The organism is Sneathiella sp., from assembly GCF_036960985.1.
Lineage (GTDB): Bacteria > Pseudomonadota > Alphaproteobacteria > Sneathiellales > Sneathiellaceae > Sneathiella.
Genome location: NZ_JBALWD010000034.1, coordinates 18,242 through 37,021 on the forward strand (window position 1 = coordinate 18,242; position 18,780 = coordinate 37,021).

At 47.1% G+C, this 18,780-nt stretch carries 16 protein-coding genes, 1 tRNA gene and 1 riboswitch; of the genes, 10 read left to right on the forward strand and 7 right to left on the reverse strand.

Annotation, left to right across the window (positions count from 1 at the left end; translation table 11 throughout):
- Window positions 1-6: 6 nt before the first annotated feature.
- The gene (locus tag V7723_RS16360) at window positions 7-294 is read right to left on the reverse strand and encodes a co-chaperone GroES (RefSeq protein ID WP_335685562.1); all 288 of its coding nucleotides are present in this window, start codon (window positions 292-294) and stop codon (window positions 7-9) included.
- Between the two features lie 283 nt (window positions 295-577).
- Here V7723_RS16360 and argS point away from each other — a divergent pair, with 283 nt between their 5' ends.
- Together argS and fbaA are read left to right on the forward strand one after the other, a co-directional pair.
- The gene (argS, locus tag V7723_RS16365; RefSeq protein ID WP_335685563.1) at window positions 578-2,347 is read left to right on the forward strand and encodes an arginine--tRNA ligase; all 1,770 of its coding nucleotides are present in this window, start codon (window positions 578-580) and stop codon (window positions 2,345-2,347) included.
- 73 nt (window positions 2,348-2,420) lie between these two features.
- Window positions 2,421-3,500: a class II fructose-bisphosphate aldolase gene (gene fbaA, locus V7723_RS16370; protein WP_335685564.1), complete on the forward strand. Its 1,080-nt coding sequence runs from the start codon at window positions 2,421-2,423 to the stop codon at window positions 3,498-3,500.
- Window positions 3,501-3,524: 24 nt separating this feature from the next.
- Here the strand turns inward: fbaA and ggt are convergent, their stop codons facing one another.
- From ggt to V7723_RS16385, 3 genes are all read right to left on the reverse strand, one after another.
- Entirely contained in the window at window positions 3,525-5,114 is a 1,590-nt protein-coding gene (ggt, locus tag V7723_RS16375) for a gamma-glutamyltransferase (protein ID WP_335685565.1), read from the reverse strand.
- A gap of 114 nt (window positions 5,115-5,228) precedes the next feature.
- Entirely contained in the window at window positions 5,229-5,447 is a 219-nt protein-coding gene (locus V7723_RS16380; protein ID WP_335685566.1) for a DUF4170 domain-containing protein, read from the reverse strand.
- A 112-nt stretch (window positions 5,448-5,559) separates the two neighbouring features.
- Window positions 5,560-6,153, reverse strand: a complete 594-nt coding sequence (locus V7723_RS16385) for a hypothetical protein (RefSeq protein ID WP_335685567.1) — start codon at window positions 6,151-6,153, stop codon at window positions 5,560-5,562.
- A 241-nt stretch (window positions 6,154-6,394) separates the two neighbouring features.
- Here V7723_RS16385 and V7723_RS16390 point away from each other — a divergent pair, with 241 nt between their 5' ends.
- Complete coding sequence (locus tag V7723_RS16390; protein WP_335685568.1) at window positions 6,395-8,059, forward strand: adenylate/guanylate cyclase domain-containing protein; 1,665 nt, start codon at window positions 6,395-6,397, stop codon at window positions 8,057-8,059.
- Here the strand turns inward: V7723_RS16390 and V7723_RS16395 are convergent.
- Window positions 8,056-9,312 (reverse strand): ATP-grasp domain-containing protein, encoded by a 1,257-nt coding sequence (locus V7723_RS16395; RefSeq protein WP_335685569.1) that lies wholly within the window; start codon window positions 9,310-9,312, stop codon window positions 8,056-8,058. The two genes, V7723_RS16390 and V7723_RS16395, sit on opposite strands and share 4 nt — an antisense overlap.
- A gap of 9 nt (window positions 9,313-9,321) precedes the next feature.
- A complete protein-coding gene (locus V7723_RS16400; RefSeq protein WP_335685570.1) occupies window positions 9,322-10,140 on the reverse strand; it encodes a NifU family protein in 819 nt (272 codons plus the stop codon).
- 106 nt (window positions 10,141-10,246) lie between these two features.
- On the opposite strand from V7723_RS16400, the gene V7723_RS16405 reads away from it, so the two are divergent.
- From V7723_RS16405 to V7723_RS16425, 5 genes are all read left to right on the forward strand, one after another.
- Window positions 10,247-11,023, forward strand: a complete 777-nt coding sequence (locus tag V7723_RS16405; protein ID WP_335685571.1) for an enoyl-CoA hydratase-related protein — start codon at window positions 10,247-10,249, stop codon at window positions 11,021-11,023.
- A 109-nt stretch (window positions 11,024-11,132) separates the two neighbouring features.
- Window positions 11,133-12,332, forward strand: a complete 1,200-nt coding sequence (locus tag V7723_RS16410) for a GGDEF domain-containing protein (RefSeq protein ID WP_335685572.1) — start codon at window positions 11,133-11,135, stop codon at window positions 12,330-12,332.
- Window positions 12,329-12,502 carry a hypothetical protein gene (locus V7723_RS16415; RefSeq protein ID WP_335685573.1) on the forward strand — a complete coding sequence of 58 codons (174 nt, stop codon included), beginning with the start codon at window positions 12,329-12,331 and terminating at the stop codon, window positions 12,500-12,502. The genes V7723_RS16410 and V7723_RS16415 overlap by 4 nt, the downstream gene beginning before the upstream one ends.
- 79 nt (window positions 12,503-12,581) lie before the next feature.
- Window positions 12,582-13,976, forward strand: a complete 1,395-nt coding sequence (locus V7723_RS16420; protein WP_335685574.1) for a CoA transferase — start codon at window positions 12,582-12,584, stop codon at window positions 13,974-13,976.
- Between the two features lie 587 nt (window positions 13,977-14,563).
- Window positions 14,564-16,552, forward strand: coding sequence for a hypothetical protein (locus V7723_RS16425; protein ID WP_335685575.1), 1,989 nt, complete (start codon window positions 14,564-14,566; stop codon window positions 16,550-16,552).
- A 201-nt stretch (window positions 16,553-16,753) separates the two neighbouring features.
- On the opposite strand, the gene V7723_RS16430 is transcribed toward V7723_RS16425, so the two are convergent.
- Window positions 16,754-16,827, reverse strand: a tRNA-Gly gene (locus tag V7723_RS16430).
- Between the two features lie 87 nt (window positions 16,828-16,914).
- A riboswitch (SAM riboswitch) is annotated at window positions 16,915-16,993 on the forward strand.
- Window positions 16,994-17,035: 42 nt separating this feature from the next.
- Here V7723_RS16430 and metZ point away from each other — a divergent pair.
- Both metZ and apaG read left to right on the forward strand, forming a co-directional pair.
- A complete protein-coding gene (metZ, locus tag V7723_RS16435; protein WP_335685576.1) occupies window positions 17,036-18,250 on the forward strand; it encodes an O-succinylhomoserine sulfhydrylase in 1,215 nt (404 codons plus the stop codon).
- A 122-nt stretch (window positions 18,251-18,372) separates the two neighbouring features.
- Entirely contained in the window at window positions 18,373-18,780 is a 408-nt protein-coding gene (gene apaG / locus V7723_RS16440) for a Co2+/Mg2+ efflux protein ApaG (RefSeq protein WP_335685577.1), read from the forward strand.

Genomic DNA, 18,780 nt, shown 5'->3' on the forward strand with positions numbered 1-18,780 from the left:
GATTGGTTAGGCCATTACGCCCATGATGTCTGATTCTTTCATGATCAAGACGTCTTCGCCGTCGACCTTGATTTCTGTTCCGGACCATTTGCCGAAAACAACGGTGTCGCCAACACCAACGTCAAGTGGGCGTACAGTTCCGTCTTCTGCAATAGAACCATTACCAACTGCAAGAACTTCGCCTTGTGATGGCTTTTCCTGAGCACTGTCTACTAGAATAATACCGCCAGCTGTTTTTTCTTCAGCTTCAATGCGTTTGATCAATACTCGATCGTGCAACGGACGAAATGTCATCAAGCTTCTCCCTAAGTTTCGAATAATAAATGGGTTTACGACTGCATTAGCACTCACATCTAACGAGTGCTAACAAAATTCAATATGGATGTAGGCAATGCGTGTGAAAGAGTCAAGAGTTGCATGTAAATTTTTGGATTAAATCAATTTTTGCGTAGTAAAAGTCCCAAATCCCTTGGCCGTTATCCTTTTTTCCATTAGACAGAGCCGCAGCATACGTTGCGTAAATAGATGCGCCCCAACGTATATACAAGATGCAAACTAAAAAAAGGCTGACACGACTGTGACGACATCCCTACTTACGCAACTTAGCGATCTTGCCGGGCAAGCCTTTACGGCTCTTGATCTCGATCCCTCCTTTGGTAAGGTCGTCGTCTCACAGCGACGCGAATTGGGCCAATTTCAATGTAATGGCGCGCTTGGCGCCGCCAAGCAGGCTAAAAGGAACCCTCGAGAAATAGCGGAGCAAATTGTCACTCAGCTTGAACAAACTAGGCTTTTTAGGGATTTGTCGCTCGCAGGTCCCGGTTTTATCAATTTGCGCTTAAACGACGACTTCTTGACTGGGCATCTTACGGAACTTGCGGAAGACCCTTTCTTTGGATGTCGACAAAATCATGACCCTCAAAAAGTAATCATTGATTTCGGCGGACCAAATGTGGCGAAAGCCATGCATGTAGGTCACTTACGGGCAACCATCATTGGCGAGAGCCTGCGGCGGCTACACGAATTTCTAGGCAACGAAATTATCAGCGACGTTCATTTTGGCGACTGGGGGCTGCCCATGGGGTTGCTGATCAAGGAAATTGAACAGACTGAGCCGAGTCTTATCTATTTCGATTCCGCTTTTTCTGGTCCTTACCCAGAACAGTCTCCTGTTTCAGGTGAAGAGCTTCAAGTTTTATATCCTGCTGCCTCAGCCCGCAGCAAATCTGATCCTGCGTTCCTTGAAAGCGCCCGGGAAGCAACATTCGAACTGCAAAAAGGCCGAGCTGGTTATCGCGCCCTGTGGCAGCATATGAGAAATATTTCCATCGCCGAGACCAGAAAAGATTTTGATCTTCTTGGTGCTCATTTCACAGAATGGAAAGGAGAGGCGGATACCAATGAACATATTCCGCTGATGCTAGAGCGTTTGCAAGCCGGAGGCTATTCGGAGCTTTCCGAGGGTGCGATTGTCGTTCAGGTCAAAAAAGAGACAGACAAAAAAGAAATGCCTCCATTAATCTTGCAAAAATCCGATGGTGCCGTGATGTATGGCACTACTGATTTGGCGACCATTGAACAACGTGTTGAGGACCGAGATCCCGATCAAATCCTTTATGTCGTAGATGCACGCCAGAGCCTTCATTTTGAGCAGGTATTCCGCGCCGCGATAAAATGTAAAAGCGTCAGATCAGAGTGCCATCTGGAACATATCGGCTTTGGTACGGTAAACGGCAAAGATGGCAAGCCGCTTAAAACACGGGATGGCGGCGTTGTACGACTTCGCGCGCTCATCGAAGATGCAATTAGTGAAGCTCGAAAAGTGGTCGCAGAAACCGGCATGTCAGAGCGGTTTGATGAGGCTGAACTCGATGATATTTCGCAGAAGGTTGGACTCGCCGCCATAAAATACGCAGACCTGTCAAATCAGCGCATGTCCAATTATGTTTTCGATCTAGAGCGTTTTACAAAATTCGAAGGCCGCACAGGCCCCTATCAGATGTATGCCGCAGTTCGCATTAAATCCATGTTACGGCGCGCGACCGAGCAAGGATATTCCGATGGGCGCCTGATAGCGACCGCTGATGCAGAACGAAATTTGATGTTAGCGCTCGCGGGTCTACAAGAGACAGTCACAGCAGCCACAGAGAAAAATGCGCCCAATATTTTATGCGATCATGTATATAATCTAACGCAGGAATTTAATGCATTTTATCACGATTGCCATGTGCTTGGAGAGCAGGATACTGAAATACGGGCTTCTCGCCTCAAGTTATGTACCATTGCACTGCGTCAAATCGAGCTTGTTCTGAATATACTCGGGATTGACGTGCCCGAGCGAATGTAAAAGATATGTAAATCATTATTGATCAAATTACCGTTCAAGATCAAAATAGGTGAAGCCAAGAAGGAAAAAAATCGTGCAACAGGAAACCACCAAATTAAAAGCAGGTGTCGTAACCGGAAAAGATTATCTCGCTCTCGTTCGCAATTGCAAAACCCAAGGCTATGCCTTGCCCGCGATTAACATAACCGGAACGAATACTGTGAATGCCGCTATGGAAGGCGCTGCCAACAGTAAATCAGATCTGATTGTTCAGCTTTCGAATGGTGGCGCTCAGTTCTTTGCCGGCAAGGGCATTAAAGACACAAACCGGGCCCGAATTATCGGCGCAATCTCTGCCGCGCGGCACGTCCATACAGTGGCGAAGGAATATGGTATTTGCGTCATCTTACATACCGACCATGCCAACAAGGGTCTTATTCCCTGGGTTGAAGGCATGATTGAAGCCAGTGAAGAAGAATTTGCAGCAACTGGCCGCCCTTTGTTTTCGTCGCACATGCTGGACCTTTCCGAAGAAACGGTCGAAGACAATCTGGATGATTGCGAAAGAATTCTTAAACGGCTTGCAAAAATCGATATGAGCTTGGAAATCGAGCTCGGAGTTACGGGCGGTGAAGAAGATGGGGTCGGCACAGATGTTGATCTGGTTGACAACAACAAACTCTACACACAACCCTCCGAAGTTCTCCAGGCGTACCAGCGTCTGTCACCAATAGGGCACTTCTCCGTTGCCGCGGCTTTTGGCAATGTACACGGTGTTTACAAACCCGGAAATGTTCAGTTACGACCTGAAATTCTCGACAAATCACAAGTTCATGTTCAGGAAACCTACGGAACGGATCCAAAGCCACTGGATTTTGTTTTCCATGGAGGGTCTGGTTCCAGCCCGGAAGAAATTCGAGAAGCCGTCGGTTACGGGGTGTTCAAAATGAACGTGGATACCGATACACAGTTTGCGTTTTCAAAAGCGGCAGGACCTTATCTGGAAGAGCACTCCAAAGCCTTCAAATATCAGATCGATCCGGAAAACGGAACACCGTTCAAGAAACATTATGATCCTAGGGCATGGCTAAGAGTATGCGAAGTGTCCATGGCGGAACGCGTCGAGCAAGCCTGCCAAGAACTGGGCTCCGCAGGCAAGTCGGTCGCAGAATAGAAACCTGGGTTCACGTGAAGACGGTTAGTAGGCTAACGCACAGCCGTCTTTGCGAGATTCAGAACCTGCAGACAGGACGCCGGTTTCTGGATCTATCGTTATAATTTGACCGCCACCAAGTGGCATGGCCGTGTCCCGCAATTCATACCCCATATCTGACAACTCTTGGCGAACGCTGGCAGGTATCCCTTCTTCAACTTCCAAAACACCCGCATTGTAGAAGGCGCGCGGGCTATCGATAGCCTCCTGCGGATCCATGCCGAAATCCCAAATATTTGTAAGAACGTGAGAATGCCCGACGGGTTGGTATCCGCCGCCCATGACGCCATAGCATATCGTGGCCTGATTCCCGCGCGTTACCATTCCGGGAATAATGGTATGCAGTGGGCGTTTTCCCGGTGCCACGCAATTTGGATGATCTGGATCCACAACAAAACCAAATCCGCGATTTTGGAACAAAACCCCGGTGTCCGGGCACGCAATTCCAGAACCAAATCCCATGTACAAGGAATTGATAAAGGAGACAGCATTCCCGTTTCCGTCCACGACAGACGCGTAAATCGTGTCGCGATGCCGTTCCATCGCATAGGCCCCGGTGGGATCCCCTGCTTTACCTACATCAATATGCGAATTTAGCTGGTCGGCAAATTCATCTGAAAGCAACATATCCAGTGGCACATCCGCTTTCGTTGGATCCGCAACAAATTTATCACGTGCCAGATAAGCTAATCGTGCCGCTTCTGCTTCCAGATGCAAGCGCTGCGATCCATTTGGATCTAGTCCAGACAAATCATACTTCTTGAGAATATTCAGCATAATCAGGGCAATGATACCCTGGCCACTTGGTGGAATTTGGTGAATCTTGTTTCCTTGATACTCTGAGGTAATCGATCCAACAAAATCAGCAGAAACCGATGAAAAATCTTCTTCTTGGTGGACGCCGCCCGCCGCTCTCAAACTCGCAACCATCTGCTCAGCCAGTTCACCTTCATAAAAGGCAGCCCGTCCTTTTTTGGCAATTGTTTTGAGCGTTGCCGCGAGTTTTGGTAATTTCCAAATTGTTCCTGCTGCCGGTGCCTTACCATTCTTCAGATAAATATCACTGGCTGCTTGGTTCTGGAGAAGTTTGGAAACTCCAAGTTCCCAATCAACAGAAGTTCTCTGAGTAACAACAAAGCCATTTTCAGCAAAATCGATGGCGGGTTGGAGTATGTCCGCGAACTCCATGCTTCCAAACTTCTCATGTAACCGCGACCAGGCATCAATAGCACCAGGGACGGTAACTGAATGAGGGCTGTTTGGATCCATATTAGTGAACCCCTGCCCCATGAGGAAATCTGCCGTGAGAGCCCCCGGCGCTTTTCCCGATCCATTCAGTCCTTCAATTGCGCTATTTCCACCCATCGACACCAGCGCGAAACAATCGCCGCCAATACCTGTTTGCATTGGGTCAACAACACATTGGACGGCGCAGGCAGCAATCGAGGCGTCCATCGCATTTCCGCCCGACTTCAATATTGATAACGCAACTTGTGAAGAATGCGTGCTTGACGATGCAACCGCGCCATTGACACCATAAGTTACTGACCGACCTGCTTCATAAAAATTACGCACGATGGATCCTTTTCTTTATTTGATTGTATTCAAACAATACGTGACAAACATATACTATGCAAAATCACTTTGCTGCATGAACATAAATTTCTAGTGATCACCTAACGATTGCTATTACCACAAACGAACGATGACATATTTCGTAAACGCATCATCCACATTCAAATGGCTTGCCGCACGCCAGGACGCGAGAGCATCTTCGTAATTCTGGTAAAATCCGCGAACATCAAGATTCTCCGTATCCGCAAAATCTTTTCCTCTGGTGTCCATAACTTTACCGCCGAAAACGACGAATAAATCCTTTTTTGATTTTACTGAAGTATTCTCTACCATTGCAATTCATCTCCATAACGCCACAGATGCAATCATCCACTGCGTAATTTCAGAAGGTAGGTTATAGCAAAAATTTGGAGAGTTGCAATTGAGCCAAGCAAATTCTGTTGACTCACTCACCATCATCTCTTGAGGCTGAAACGCCAAAGGATACGACCGCAAATGATATTAGAATATGGTAGATATTTGTTGCGTCAAGACCAGTGTTGAGAGCGATCCACTTGACAGCAACCGCAGACAAAACCAAACAAGCCGATCCGATAATCAAGTATAAGGCTAAAACACTTGAAGATATCAACCGGATCAGTCCGATTAAAAAGATTACCCCAACCACAATCTTCTGCATATCCGGTGTGATCCGCCAGTGCCCTAACAACAAAACAATTGTCAAGGCGACGATTAATCCAAATATGATCCCCCACCAAAATCGCATAACAATATTTGAAAACAAGCCGCCAAGTGCCCCGAGAGCAAAACAGATTAATCCAACTGAGCCGGCAAAATACTTGGCCGTCGCGTGATATGTTTCGACCTCCACAAACCCTGCAAATTTAAAAGCACCCAAGGCTGCTGTCACGCCAAAAGTTGCCGCCCCAAAAGCCCAAAAAAGGCTCACCGGAAAAAAGGCCTGCCGGGCAAGGTAAAGTGAAATCATACAACTGGCCGTCAAAACGACCTCAAACGCAACAAGTGAGTTCATGCTCATAGTATATCGCTCTATCGCTTTTTTTCCAATAGGTCGATAAATCTTTGTAAACTCGGCTTTCGCGTGCTATCTGAAAGCAGAAAATTCAAGGAGAACAAGCATTTCCGCGTCATCTCGCAAATTTTTTCGCTCAATTCCAATTGCTTCCGCACTCGCATTAAGTTTTGGCTCCCTCGTTGTTTTCGCCGTTCTAGTCGTTTTAGGGATCAGCTTAGTATCCGGGTTTGCCAACACGCGCGACTTGCTGATCGACAAAGCGAATGCCGCGATGGATGCCGCGCGGGGGGACTTGACGGATTTACTGAATCCGGCCGAGGAGCAGGCCAGATATATTGCCGACCTCATATATGCCGGCGACATAGATGTCGAAAATAATGAAGAACTTTCTGAGTTCTTGCTGGGAGCCCTAGCCGGTACGCCTCAAGTTGCATCACTGACGTTTATTGCACCTAATTATGATGTAACGGCTGCCAGCCGCGAGGCCCGCCGGATTATCAATATGAATGCCTCAGGTGATCCCGTCGGCAAGAAAATATTCAGGGAAATATCAGAAAAGCAAGTCGGCGAATGGGGGGCTTTATTCTATGTTCCACAACTCGATGACACAGTGCTGAATTTTCGGCAACCCGTCATCAAGGACGGTAAGTTTATCGGTGCGATTATTGCGACAATCCCGGTGTCCGCGGTAAATAAAAAACTGCAAACTGTTGAAGTTACAAAAGGCGGAACACGATTTGTGCTCTACGGTCGAGATCGCGTTTTGATACAGCAAGATGGTAATCGCAGCCAAACTCATATTTCCAAAGACGGCGCTGTCCCGACTTTAGATGAAATAGATGACCCCATTTTGAAGTATATCTGGTCACCTGAAAAAGAGCCTTTATCTCTTATTAACAATCAAATGAACTATCAGGCACATCACCTCAATATTTCAAATGAAGGCTATTTGTTTTTCCACAGTACTTTGGAAGGATATTCGGACAAGGATTTGATTGTTGGTTATTGGTTACCGGACGACGAAGCCGCTGCGGAAATCAAACGATTGACAATTGCAGGATTAGTTGGATTAGTTATTATGATCCTCAGTGCGCTTATGGCCTTCTTTATAGGGCGCAAAATTGCCCAGCCAATTTTAGCGCTTTCTTCAGCGTCGCAAAAAATCTCCAAACTTGAATTTGATAATGTCGGCACTCTAGCCGGCAGCCGCTTCAAGGAAGTGAATGAAGCGAGTGATGCCTATAACACCATGATCCGCGGCTTAATTTGGTTTGAAACCTACGTGCCGAAATCCCTCGTCAGAAAACTGATGGAAACTGGCGAGGCGCGTTCTGAACAACGCGATATTACTGTCATGTTTACCGACATTGTCGGCTTCACGCCGCAAGCAGAGAACATGAACTCTGATGAAGTTGCAAATTTTCTCAATCATCATTTCAAAATCGTCACTTCGTGTATTGAAGCTGAAGGCGGTACGATTGACAAATTTATCGGGGATGCGGTTATGGCATTCTGGGGAGCACCTGAGCAACAGGAAGATCATGCGGCCCGCGCGTGCCGCGCGGCAATTGAGATCCGCAAAGCTATTATAGCAGACAACAAAGATCGAACAGACGCCGGCCTCGAACCGGTCAGGATGCGCATTGGCATTCATACAGGACAGTTAGTCGTTGGCAACATCGGTTCTAAAGGACGAATGAATTACACGGTTGTTGGCGATACGGTCAATATTGCTCAGCGTATGGAGCAACTCGGAAAAACTGTCTCAAAAGATGTGTCTGAAACAGTTTTCACGCTTATTACGGACGCAACATTTACCGCTGCCGGAAAAGAATTCACGGCCTCAGAAATTGGCGATCATAATCTCAGAGGCCGGATTGACAGCGTCAAAATATATCATTTGGGTTAAGGCGCCGTATCTCTTTTCTCACCAATATCAAATCGAAGTTTTTGATGTGCTGATCGTACGGCTGTTTCAACTGTTGTTAAATCGGATCCTTCTGCAAAAATAAATCCGAGATACTGATTTCCCTCTGGTAACGGGACGATTTCCTGGCCAACGGGTATAGAAATTACCACGTCCGTCACAAATTCAACTTCTTTAGCGTCCCTCACACCGTTTAAACCCAGAAAAGTGCCCGCCGCCGGAATAGGAATCATCATCACCGCTTGTGCTGTATCGACGACAGGTAGATCCGGTTGCTTTTCATCCAAAGAAAGACGAACAATAAGCTCTTCTATGTTCATACCCAAGCCCGTTTCAAGCAGCCTTCCGCAAAGACCGCCGATGGAACGCGGCGAAATTTCAATTACATAAATGCCTGTTTCATTGATCCGAAATTCTGCATGAATAGGTCCTTGGCGAATACCAAGGACACGAGCAATGTCTGTGAGGACTTCCTGCAGAGCTTGTATCATAGCCGGCGAATGATGTGATGGCGTTACATAAATCGTTTCTTCAAAATACGGGCCTTCCAGCGGATCGGGCTTGTCAAAAATAGCCAGAATTTTTAAAGTATCGTCGGCGATTACCGCCTCAACAGCTATTTCTTCTCCGGGTATATATTCTTCTGCAAGAATAAATCTGCGTAAATCAGCGGCGACGGGTATATCCTTTCTATCCAAAATCTTACAAATTCGGTCAATCGCAACACCATATTCGTTATCGTTATTTACACGAATAACTCCCCGGCTTCCTGACAAAGAGAGAGGCTTCAATACCATTGGATAAGGTAGCTTCCGACCTTGCCAAGCCAAATCCTTATCGCGGTCAATTCGATAGAAAGATTTTGACCACAAATTGCCGACTTCTAATTTTCGCCGAAAATCGTATTTATTGTTGCACGTATTTACGGCTTCAACGGGATTATGAGAAAGACCCAGTTCCTGCGATGCAGTCGCTGCTATTAAGGTGGTCAGATCATCCACTCCGATGATGGCATGGAAAGGTCGCGATCTGGCAGCTTCTTTAATTATGGAAACGCTTGCGGCGACATTCATCAAATCTATTTGCAGCAGATGATCATCCGGTGATTTTAGAATGTTGGCTGCATCCGTGCCTACGACGACATTGGCACTCAACTTTGTTGCCGCCCGCATAAAATTTCGCGTCTGGTAAGACGTTGTTGGTATGAGCAGAAGAAGCGTTTTGTCTCCTGTCATCCGGATTTCCTATTTTCCAGGCTGATAATAAGGATTACTGCCGTCAGCATGCTCCGTAATATCCAGAATTTCCGTTATCCGGGGTACCAGCTTCTGAATTTCGACGGCGACACCTTGCTTCAATGTGACATCCGCCATGCCGCAGCCCTGACATCCACCATCCAGACGGACATAGGCTATGTTTTCTTTTAGATCGACGAGTGAAATTCGTCCCCCATGTGCGGCGATGGATGGATTGATTTTTTCTTCAAGCAAATCTCTGATGGCAATGCCGTCGGCGCTATCCAGACCGGGGCGTGGCAATGCTTCACGGTGATCGAGAACGGTCTGGATCTCGGGAACATAATGGCGCAGCATGTTCTGAATACCGGTCAGCATTGAAAACGCAGAACCTTGCAATTTCAAATAGAGATTTCCGTTTTTGAAGCTATGGAACGCGATATCTCCGCCAGACTGGGTTACGGCAGGCACAATTCTTGTGGTCAGAAGATCCTTAACTTGCTCTATTATTTCCGCGTCAAACTCACCTGCTTCATTTTCTGCTTCAAGCATTGCGGGCTCTCCTGTTTCAAAATGATTGACGATAGCGCCAAATATTTCGGTTCTCAACGAAGACCAATCCGCGTCAGACGATTTTGAAACTGTTACGCTTTCGGCATTCAAAACCACCTGAGAAACACCGTCAATGGAAAATATTTTTTGCGCAAGTGGAGAAGTTTTCCCGGCCGTTGCCCGATCAATTTCTAACGGACCATTTCCAAACACGGGTTTGCCAGGGAAAAATTCCAACTCTGTTGCAGTTTCGCCGGGTTTCGTTTGAATAAACATATCTAATTTCTCTGTTTAGCGTGACCTGGAAAAGAAAATTTGTCACGACTGGCTATAGATGATCTGACCCACAGATGTAAAACTAATAATAATATTGGAGAAAACAATGGTGAATTTGATTCACACGACATTAGAAGAGACGTCAAACGGAACCATTGCGCATATCACAGTCGACAATCAGCGGAAGGCAAACACACTCAATTCTGCGGCGATCGGTGAATTTAACGCAACCCTAAGTCAGCTCGATGCAAACCCGGATATTGCCCTTGTCATTTTAACGGGAGCTGGCGAAAAGGTCTTCATCGGCGGCGCCGATATAAAGGAAATGTCGACTCTGAACACAGAATCAGCTCGTACCTTTATCACCAACCTACATCATGTCTGTCACAAAATTCGATATCTTCACGCGCCTGTCATTGCGCGCGTAAATGGCCTCGCTCTCGGTGCCGGTATGGAAATAGCGGCGGCATGCGATATGGTTGTTGCCTGTCCGCATGCGGCGTTTGCCATGCCGGAAGTCAGGGTTGGTATACCGTCCGTGATTGATGCCGCCCTTCTTCCCAAAATATTGGGAGTGGGACTCGCTCGTGACCTTGTCATGACGGGCAGAATGTTGTCGGCCGAAGAAGCCCATGTGGCGGGCTTCGTCCAACGCTTGGCGAAAGCAACCAGCCTTGACGACGAAATTCAAATAGTCATTGACGAAATTCTTGCCGGTGGCCGGCACGCCGTCGCGTTGCAAAAACAGCTCTGCAATGATTGGGAAAACAACCCTCTGGCCAGTAGTATTCAGATCGGCATTGAAACTTTTGCCCATTCTTACGACACGACCGAGCCAAAAACCATGATGGAAAACTTCATAAATCGGGACCGCAACATTTAATTTTATGTTTTGGAATTGATAAAGCGCGAAATCCCTGCCTCTGGTTGAAGTTTCTTGCTATGTATATAATAACATAATTTGCGAATCGCCTGACGGGGGGACGGCAATCTTGCTGCGTTTTGTACAAAATATCATATCCGATAATACGGATACGTCATCACCCACTACGGAGCTGGACCGCCTTGTTTATGGCACATCGCATTCGCCGCTCTTAAAACGACGCCGCGCCCGGGTTATCGTTTCGCGCATCCGACTGCTGTCGCTTTTGTGCTTTATTGCGTTTCCAGTTGGTTTTGTCCTGGATCTGTTGGCCTTTACCGGAGATACGCTCCTTATCTTGGGTTTAAGCCGGGCGCTCATAGCGTTTTTATTTCTAGCGCTGTTCTTCGGCATCGGAAATGGTGAAACCCTTCGCGATGCTTATAGAGCCGTTGGTATATTTTTTGCCATCCTCCTGACTTTTCAAGCAATGTATCAACCCTTGCTGGATCTACGGGATATCTCAGCTATCGCCGGCATCCCGTCAGCGGGCTATGTCCTCTTCCCGTTCCTTATTGTTGTCTGCATCGGGGTCTTCCCGTTTACAGTCAAGGAAGCCTTTTTAACGCTGGTTTTGTTCTATATCGTCGAGATGCTGATCTTGATTATACTGCCGGAGCATAGCGACCCTCATCAGCGCCTCGGCATTCTCCTATCACTCATTGCAGCTGGCGTGCTCTGTGCTTTTTCGGCGATTAGCCAACTGCTCTATATGGCCTCTCTCGTCGATCAGGCTTCCATAGATACACTGACGCAATGTTATAGCCGAAATAGCGGTGAAGAAATTATCGATGTCCAATTTCGAATAGCACAGCGGGAGACAGCCTGTTTATCCGTTGTCTTTGTGGATCTGGACAATTTTAAAGCCATCAATGATAAATATGGTCATGAATCGGGGGATAAAGTCCTGCGCGCTGCAGCAAAACATATTGCACGAAATGGACGCGGATCCGACGTCCTTATCCGCTGGGGCGGCGAAGAATTTTTGATTATTCTACCAAATACAAATGCTGCCGGTGCCCTAAAAACAGTTCGCCGGTTACGCAATATTGGATTAGGAAAACGCCCTGATGGTAGTTTTTTGACGGCGAGCTATGGCATTGCCGAGATGCAATCCTCAAATTCAAATGACTGGCAAACATTAGTCGAATTCGCGGATGATCAGATGTATATTGTCAAATCCAACGGTGGCGACGATATTGCCGTGATCGATAGTCCCGTTCTTGCCGACACATCTAGTATCCAGCCAGAAGGCCAAATAGCAGAATGATCCTGAAGTTACTTTCCGTTGCGTTTATCGTCCTATTCATTGCCAGGATATTATTTGCCAAAAAATTCAAGGAAATGGGCAAGGCGGCCGACCGCACCCTGAATTTATTTTTAATTGCCCTTGCGGTATATCTGGGGCTACAAGCACTGATTGTTTATGGAATGTCATAATACACCGCCGTCTTATTGTCCCAACGCGTGCGATGCGGTAGGATGACATTGCACACTCATAAACTTGGATCCAAAAATAATGAACAATGCTTTCCAGGAACTCATGCAGATCCGAGATAGATCTGAAGACCCCAATGCTGTGATCACCGGAAATGATCCGGTCTTCTCCACCCGCTTCAAAGTGGCAGAAATGGCCGCCTCTATTTTGGCCGCAAACGGTGTCGCCGTCTCCGATATCTGGCAAATGAAAACCGGCCGACGGCAGCAGGTTTCCGTCGATGTCCGCCACGCAGCCGCCGCTGTCAGCAGTAGCAATTACCTCGAATTTCAACAGCCGGACGGGACCTACCACGCGATGGAAGACTCGCCCGCTGCAAAAGCAGCCTACGGTACTATTATTCCGTATCCCACTAAAGATGGGCGGCTATTCATGCCGCATTTCGGAATAAAGCATCTTAAAGAAACCGTTCTCGGTATTCTCGATTGCGATTTCGATACGCAGTCCATCTGCAAAGCTGTGGCAAAATGGGACGCGGAGGAGTTGGATCAAACCATTGCCGCCGCCAACGCTTGCGGCGGTATCGTACGGACGCGAGATGAATGGATGGCCCATCCCCATGGAAAAGCCATGGCGGCACAAGCGGTCGTGGAAATAGAAAAAATTGGCGAGAGTGACCCTGAACCCTTCCCACAAGCCGGACCGCCACTCGCCGGTGTTCGGGTGCTGGATCTGACCCGAATTCTTGCCGGACCGGTCGCCGCGCGCACCCTCGGCGAATATGGTGCGGATGTCTTGATGGTTGCCGCCCGCCATACGCCTCAAATCAAGAAATTCGTCATCGATTTGTCCCATGGCAAACGAAGTTGCTTTCTTGACATTGGCAACAAGGAAGAGGCGGCTCAGCTTAAGCAATTGGTCCGGGAAGGCGATGTATTTTCGCAAGGCTACCGACCGGGTGTTTTGGAAGCCCGTGGCTTCGGTCCGGAAGAACTTGCAGCCCATCGCCCGGGGCTCATATACACCTCCATAAACTGTTATGGGTCAGGTGGCCCGCTCAGTGATCGGGGAGGCTGGGAACAGATCGCCCAGACCATTACTGGTTTGAGCCATGAAAACGCAGATTTTCCAGAGCTCTTACCAGTTTACATCTGCGATTATTCCACCGGTTATCTTGGGGCTTATGGCACCTTACTCGCCCTTGCACGGCGGGCAGAAGAAGGCGGCAGCTATCATGTGAAAGTGTCCCTATGTCAGTCGGCCATGCTTCTACAACGACAGGGCCGGATCGATTATCCCCGCGACGGCATGGGGCTGGACGCCACTGAAATCTCCCCATTGCAAATGCAGAGTGAGACAAGCTACGGGTCTCTTCGGCATTTGGGGCCCGTCATCGGCTACTCGGAAACTCAGCCGAATTGGGGTGGCCCCTCCTGCGCACTCGGCGGCCACAAAGCGGAATGGTTGGCGGCCTAATTGTCCTCATCAGCGGGCATTGATAAATAATATCGCTTTCAACGAGTTTCACGATCTCTCTGTATTGCTCTGTATACGGGTATATTAGATGTAATTGTTTCACGTGAAACAAGTATCATTCCGGCCAAAGGAAAAGTTAACTGGTTGGATCCGGTTCCCAATCTGGATCTGAAACAGACAAACCTTCGCATCTTATAAATACTTGGCCTTCCAGGGTATCGCCGGGGTCGGGTTTTCCTTCCCCAAGAGCCCTCGAGGACGATGCTATTTTTCCTGACTGGGTTTCTAACGAATTGATTTTCAGGTTAATCAATAAATGTCAACATTCTGTCCATCAATCGCTGACGAAGGACACAAATAGATATCACAAACAATGAAAAAGCCCGTCCTAGTTATACGAAACGGCTAATGCAGCCAGGTTCGACCCTTTTTTACTCAAGCACAAAACCGAAAGAAGCCAACTGTCAGGTCACCGGGCTGGCAGATTGACGAAATACTTGTGGCTCGAGAAAAGGGCTAAGGAAAATTCATCTAAAAAATTATGTTTACTCAATTTAGATCGCAAGCGCGAAAAAAAGGAAATACAGATGTCATCACGATTTTTAACATCAAACTACAGCTCGTTGAATAGTAAAATGCAGCGGTTCTTAACAACCACTACCGGCCTAGGTCGCCTATTTAACCATCAGTCCCGAACTTATAAAGTAACAACTATTCCAGCCTATGACATGACACAAAAGAAATTTTCAGGTCTAAAAGGAGATCGGCTGGGGTGTAATATGCCGGCCCTGGAATTTGAAGAATACTATAAAAGTATATGTAAAGAATTAGATATGACGCCGGAACAAGATAACCTTACTAGCAAGCGCATTGAAGAAGCCGGCGGTGAAATTGACGATATTATTGATATCAATGAACAGGTAAAAAGGCCCACAATAAAGTATCCCGTTATTTCACCTATTGAGAATGTGGGCGGGCAGTCCCCCGACGCTCCAACTTCAATCACCTGGCCACCGGAATTTTCAGACCCCTTCGGCTTTGTTGGCGGGATCATCAGAAATATACTGACCTATTCACTTGAAAGCGAAGTTTATAGAAATCTTGATTTTATGAAATCGCTTAAAAATCTAGTTGCCGATGAAGCTGGTGAGTTTAGCTCGGTATTGCAGTATTATGTCGGCTTCGGTGCAGGGATAAAATTTAACGACTTGAATTTTCTACTCAAGTTTAAGGGGCAAAGCCCGCTTAATGCGGAACAGCTGGCAACTAAAGACGTTGTCGAAAAAAACGTGTCAGATTACATGGATACTATCTTGCCAGCGCCGATCAGGAAGTTTAAAATAGACATGACGTCAAAAGAAGTAAAAATACTTCATGTCCAATCACCGCATTCTTCCGCCGTTGTTAAATTCAAACTCTTGACGGGCGAAGACGGCTACTTTGGCGCTGAGATCGGTTTGCCCACCCACTTATATGTTGATAACAAACTTGTTAAAATTCCGACTGAACAAGTGACCAATCCCGCGGTATTTCAATCCATGAACAGACCTAAGATTGTTTTTCCAGAGACCCTGGAAGAACTCGACAAAATGGAACCTGGGGTTACGCCAGATAATTTTTACAAATTTGATACCAAGTTACCCATCGAGGAACTACCCGTTGAAAAACAACCGGTTATCCAGGCTATTAATCTGATGAATTTCACGAAAGACGGAAAAGACAACTATCTGAGTGATGGCACACCTGGCGCTATTGTGTCCCACAAGATTCCGAATGCCAAACTACTCGCCCTAATATTGTATTTCGCCACAGGCAGAAAGCCCCATCACGGATTGCGCCTTGGAGGTTACTTTGCTCACATAGCACTCCTTGGACAGGCTCGCGCCTGCGAAATACTTCTCGCATTAGGATGTGATATCGGCGGCATCAAACAAAAGGACCTGCTGCGTGTTTTGTCTGATTTGAAACAGTATGATCTGTCTCAGGAAATGCGGGAATCTATATACGAGAATTTCCTTTATATAGAGCTCTCACTGGATGGGCCTGATAAGTTGGAAACCAATATTTTCAGTCTTAGTTCTGCCAAGAACTATCTAACCATGACCGCGAACTCCTTTGCTGTCATGAAAATTACCAAAGAATTGCTCTTTGCCGCTGAACAGAGGATAAATGATGCAAGAGTACTGAATAGGCTGGACCCGGAAGCTCAGGAAATTTATGATCGGCTCGAAAAGGAAACTCGTAGCTTTATGCACAGATACGAGCATTTGTGGGCGATTGCCGATTACATAGTCCTCAATATGCACCGAACCTTAGGACTAGAATCGCTTCTAGATTCTGTCGATGAAAACCAGACGGTCCAACAGGCTTTTAATGAAAAGCAACAGAAAACCAGCGCGTATCTTACAATGGCCCTGGCGATGACCAATGAAAAGATCGAAACACTCAAAAAACTGATTGCAGATGATACAAGGACACAAAATGTAGAGGTGAAGAGTGTCCAACAAAATTCGCTCGATCTAGCGCAAAAAGCTCTCAAACAGCTCGATTCGATCGAAAATGAAATGAACCAGTAATTTCACCGAAGCTGGGAGGAGGAATACCTCCTTCCAGCATTTCACGTTTCCCAGATCACGCTGAGGACAGCACCACATAAGTCAAAATGGGCGAGTTAAAATACAAAAAAAGACGAAGTCGAACAACAGATACATGGCGAGAGTCAAGACCTGCCAAAAAAACAGCGGCCTAATAAACAGACTATATCTATGGGGAAGTTTTGGAGCGGGCGAAGAGAATCGAACCCTCGTCGTAAGCTTGGGAAGCTTCTGCTCTGCCATTGAGCTACGCCCGCGTTTGCCCAAACTAGCCAATTCCCGGTTCGAAATCATCTATTAATTAATGTTTTCGCCCTATTGACAGCGGGTGTCCATGGGGATAATGATCAACCCGTGGTGATTTGTGCCGACCGGCTTGCGGCCACGTAAAAAGAAACGCTAAAAGGTCTGGGCTCGTAGGAACCCTGACTGGTGGTCGGGGTTTTTTTATGCCTCGAGGACAAAATGACAAACCAGAGCGATACGCGAAAACATCGCATAGAGAACGCCCGAACAGCGACAAAGCTTGTGCGCGGCGGAACAAAGAGATCTCTTTTCAACGAAACGTCAGAAGCCATCTTCATGAATTCTGGCTTCGTCTATGACAGCGCCGAACAAGCTGCTGGGCGGTTTAAAGGTGAAAATGATGGGTACATTTACTCCCGTTACGCCAACCCGACGATCACCATGTTTGAAGAACGCATGATTCTTCTAGAGGGCGCAGAAGCAGCACGGGGCACAGCAAGTGGTATGGCAGCCGTCAATGCCGCGTTACTATCGCAATTGAAAACCGGCGATCATGTTGTCGCAGCGAAAGCCCTGTTTGGATCTTGTCTCTACATTGTCGAGAATATCCTGCCGCGCTTTGGCATTGACGTGACGTTAGTTGACGGCACCGATATTGATCAATGGAAGAATGCCGTCACCGATAAAACGACATGCGTTTTCTTTGAAACCCCGTCCAACCCAACCCTTGACCTTGTCGACATTGCTGCCGTTTCGGATATTGCACATTCTGTCGGTGCCAAGGTCATTATCGATAATGTTTTTGCCACGCCAATTTTGCAAAAGCCGCTGGAATTAGGCGCTGATATCGTTGTCTATTCCGCGACAAAACATATCGACGGACAAGGGCGTTGCCTGGGCGGTATTGTCCTTGCTTCAGAAGAATTTGTAGAAGACACCTTGGCGCCATTCCTAAAACACACGGGACCGGCACTCAGTCCTTTTAATGCCTGGAATATGCTGAAGGGACTTGAAACCCTTGAATTGCGCGTTGAACGTCAATGCGACAACGCAGAAAAAATAGCTGATTTTCTCGGCGATCACCCTGGTGTAAAACGCGTTATTTATCCGGGACGCGAGGATCATCCGCAATCCTCCCTGGCAAAACTACAGATGTCACGTGGCAGCACATTAATCAGTGTTGAGGTTGACGGTGATCAACAAGCAACGTTTGATGTTCTCAATCGGTTGTCAATCATCGATATCAGCAACAATCTCGGTGATGCGAAGTCCTTGATTACGCATCCCTCGACCACCACCCATTCCAGTGTTGATGACGAGACGAAATCAGAACTTGGCATAACGGACAGCTTGCTTAGGTTGTCTGTTGGTCTTGAAGATGTTGATGACCTGATTGATGATCTTGGGTATGCGCTAAGTAAGCAAAGCACTTAAAGGCCCTATTAAAGCCCCTTGTCTACTCGAATTACTGGACAAATTTGTATGATGTCGCAATATTCATACTTATTGTTGCTGAAACCAAAGAATTGCCCTAGGAATCGGACAAGGGGTGTCACATGGACAAAACGAACGCATATATTAAAACAACAAAGGACATCGCGGTTTCGGTCGTCCCCATTTACCTGGTTGATCGATCCGTTCCCGAAGATGGTTTTTTTGTGTGGGCGTATAAAGTTTGCATAGAAAACAACGGCATATGCACTGTTACACTTCGAAACAGACACTGGAAAATTACCGACGCTGAGGGAAATACGGAAGTTGTGGACGGCGAAGGTGTTGTCGGGGAACAACCAATTCTTGCCCCAGGACAATCATACGAATACACCAGCGGGACCCCCCTTCCAACGCCATCAGGTATTATGGTAGGGTCCTATGAAATGGAATCTGACGAAGGAACCATGTTCGCTGTAGATATTCCGGCGTTTTCGCTGGACAGCCCGCATGAATCCTCTCCGCTCCACTAA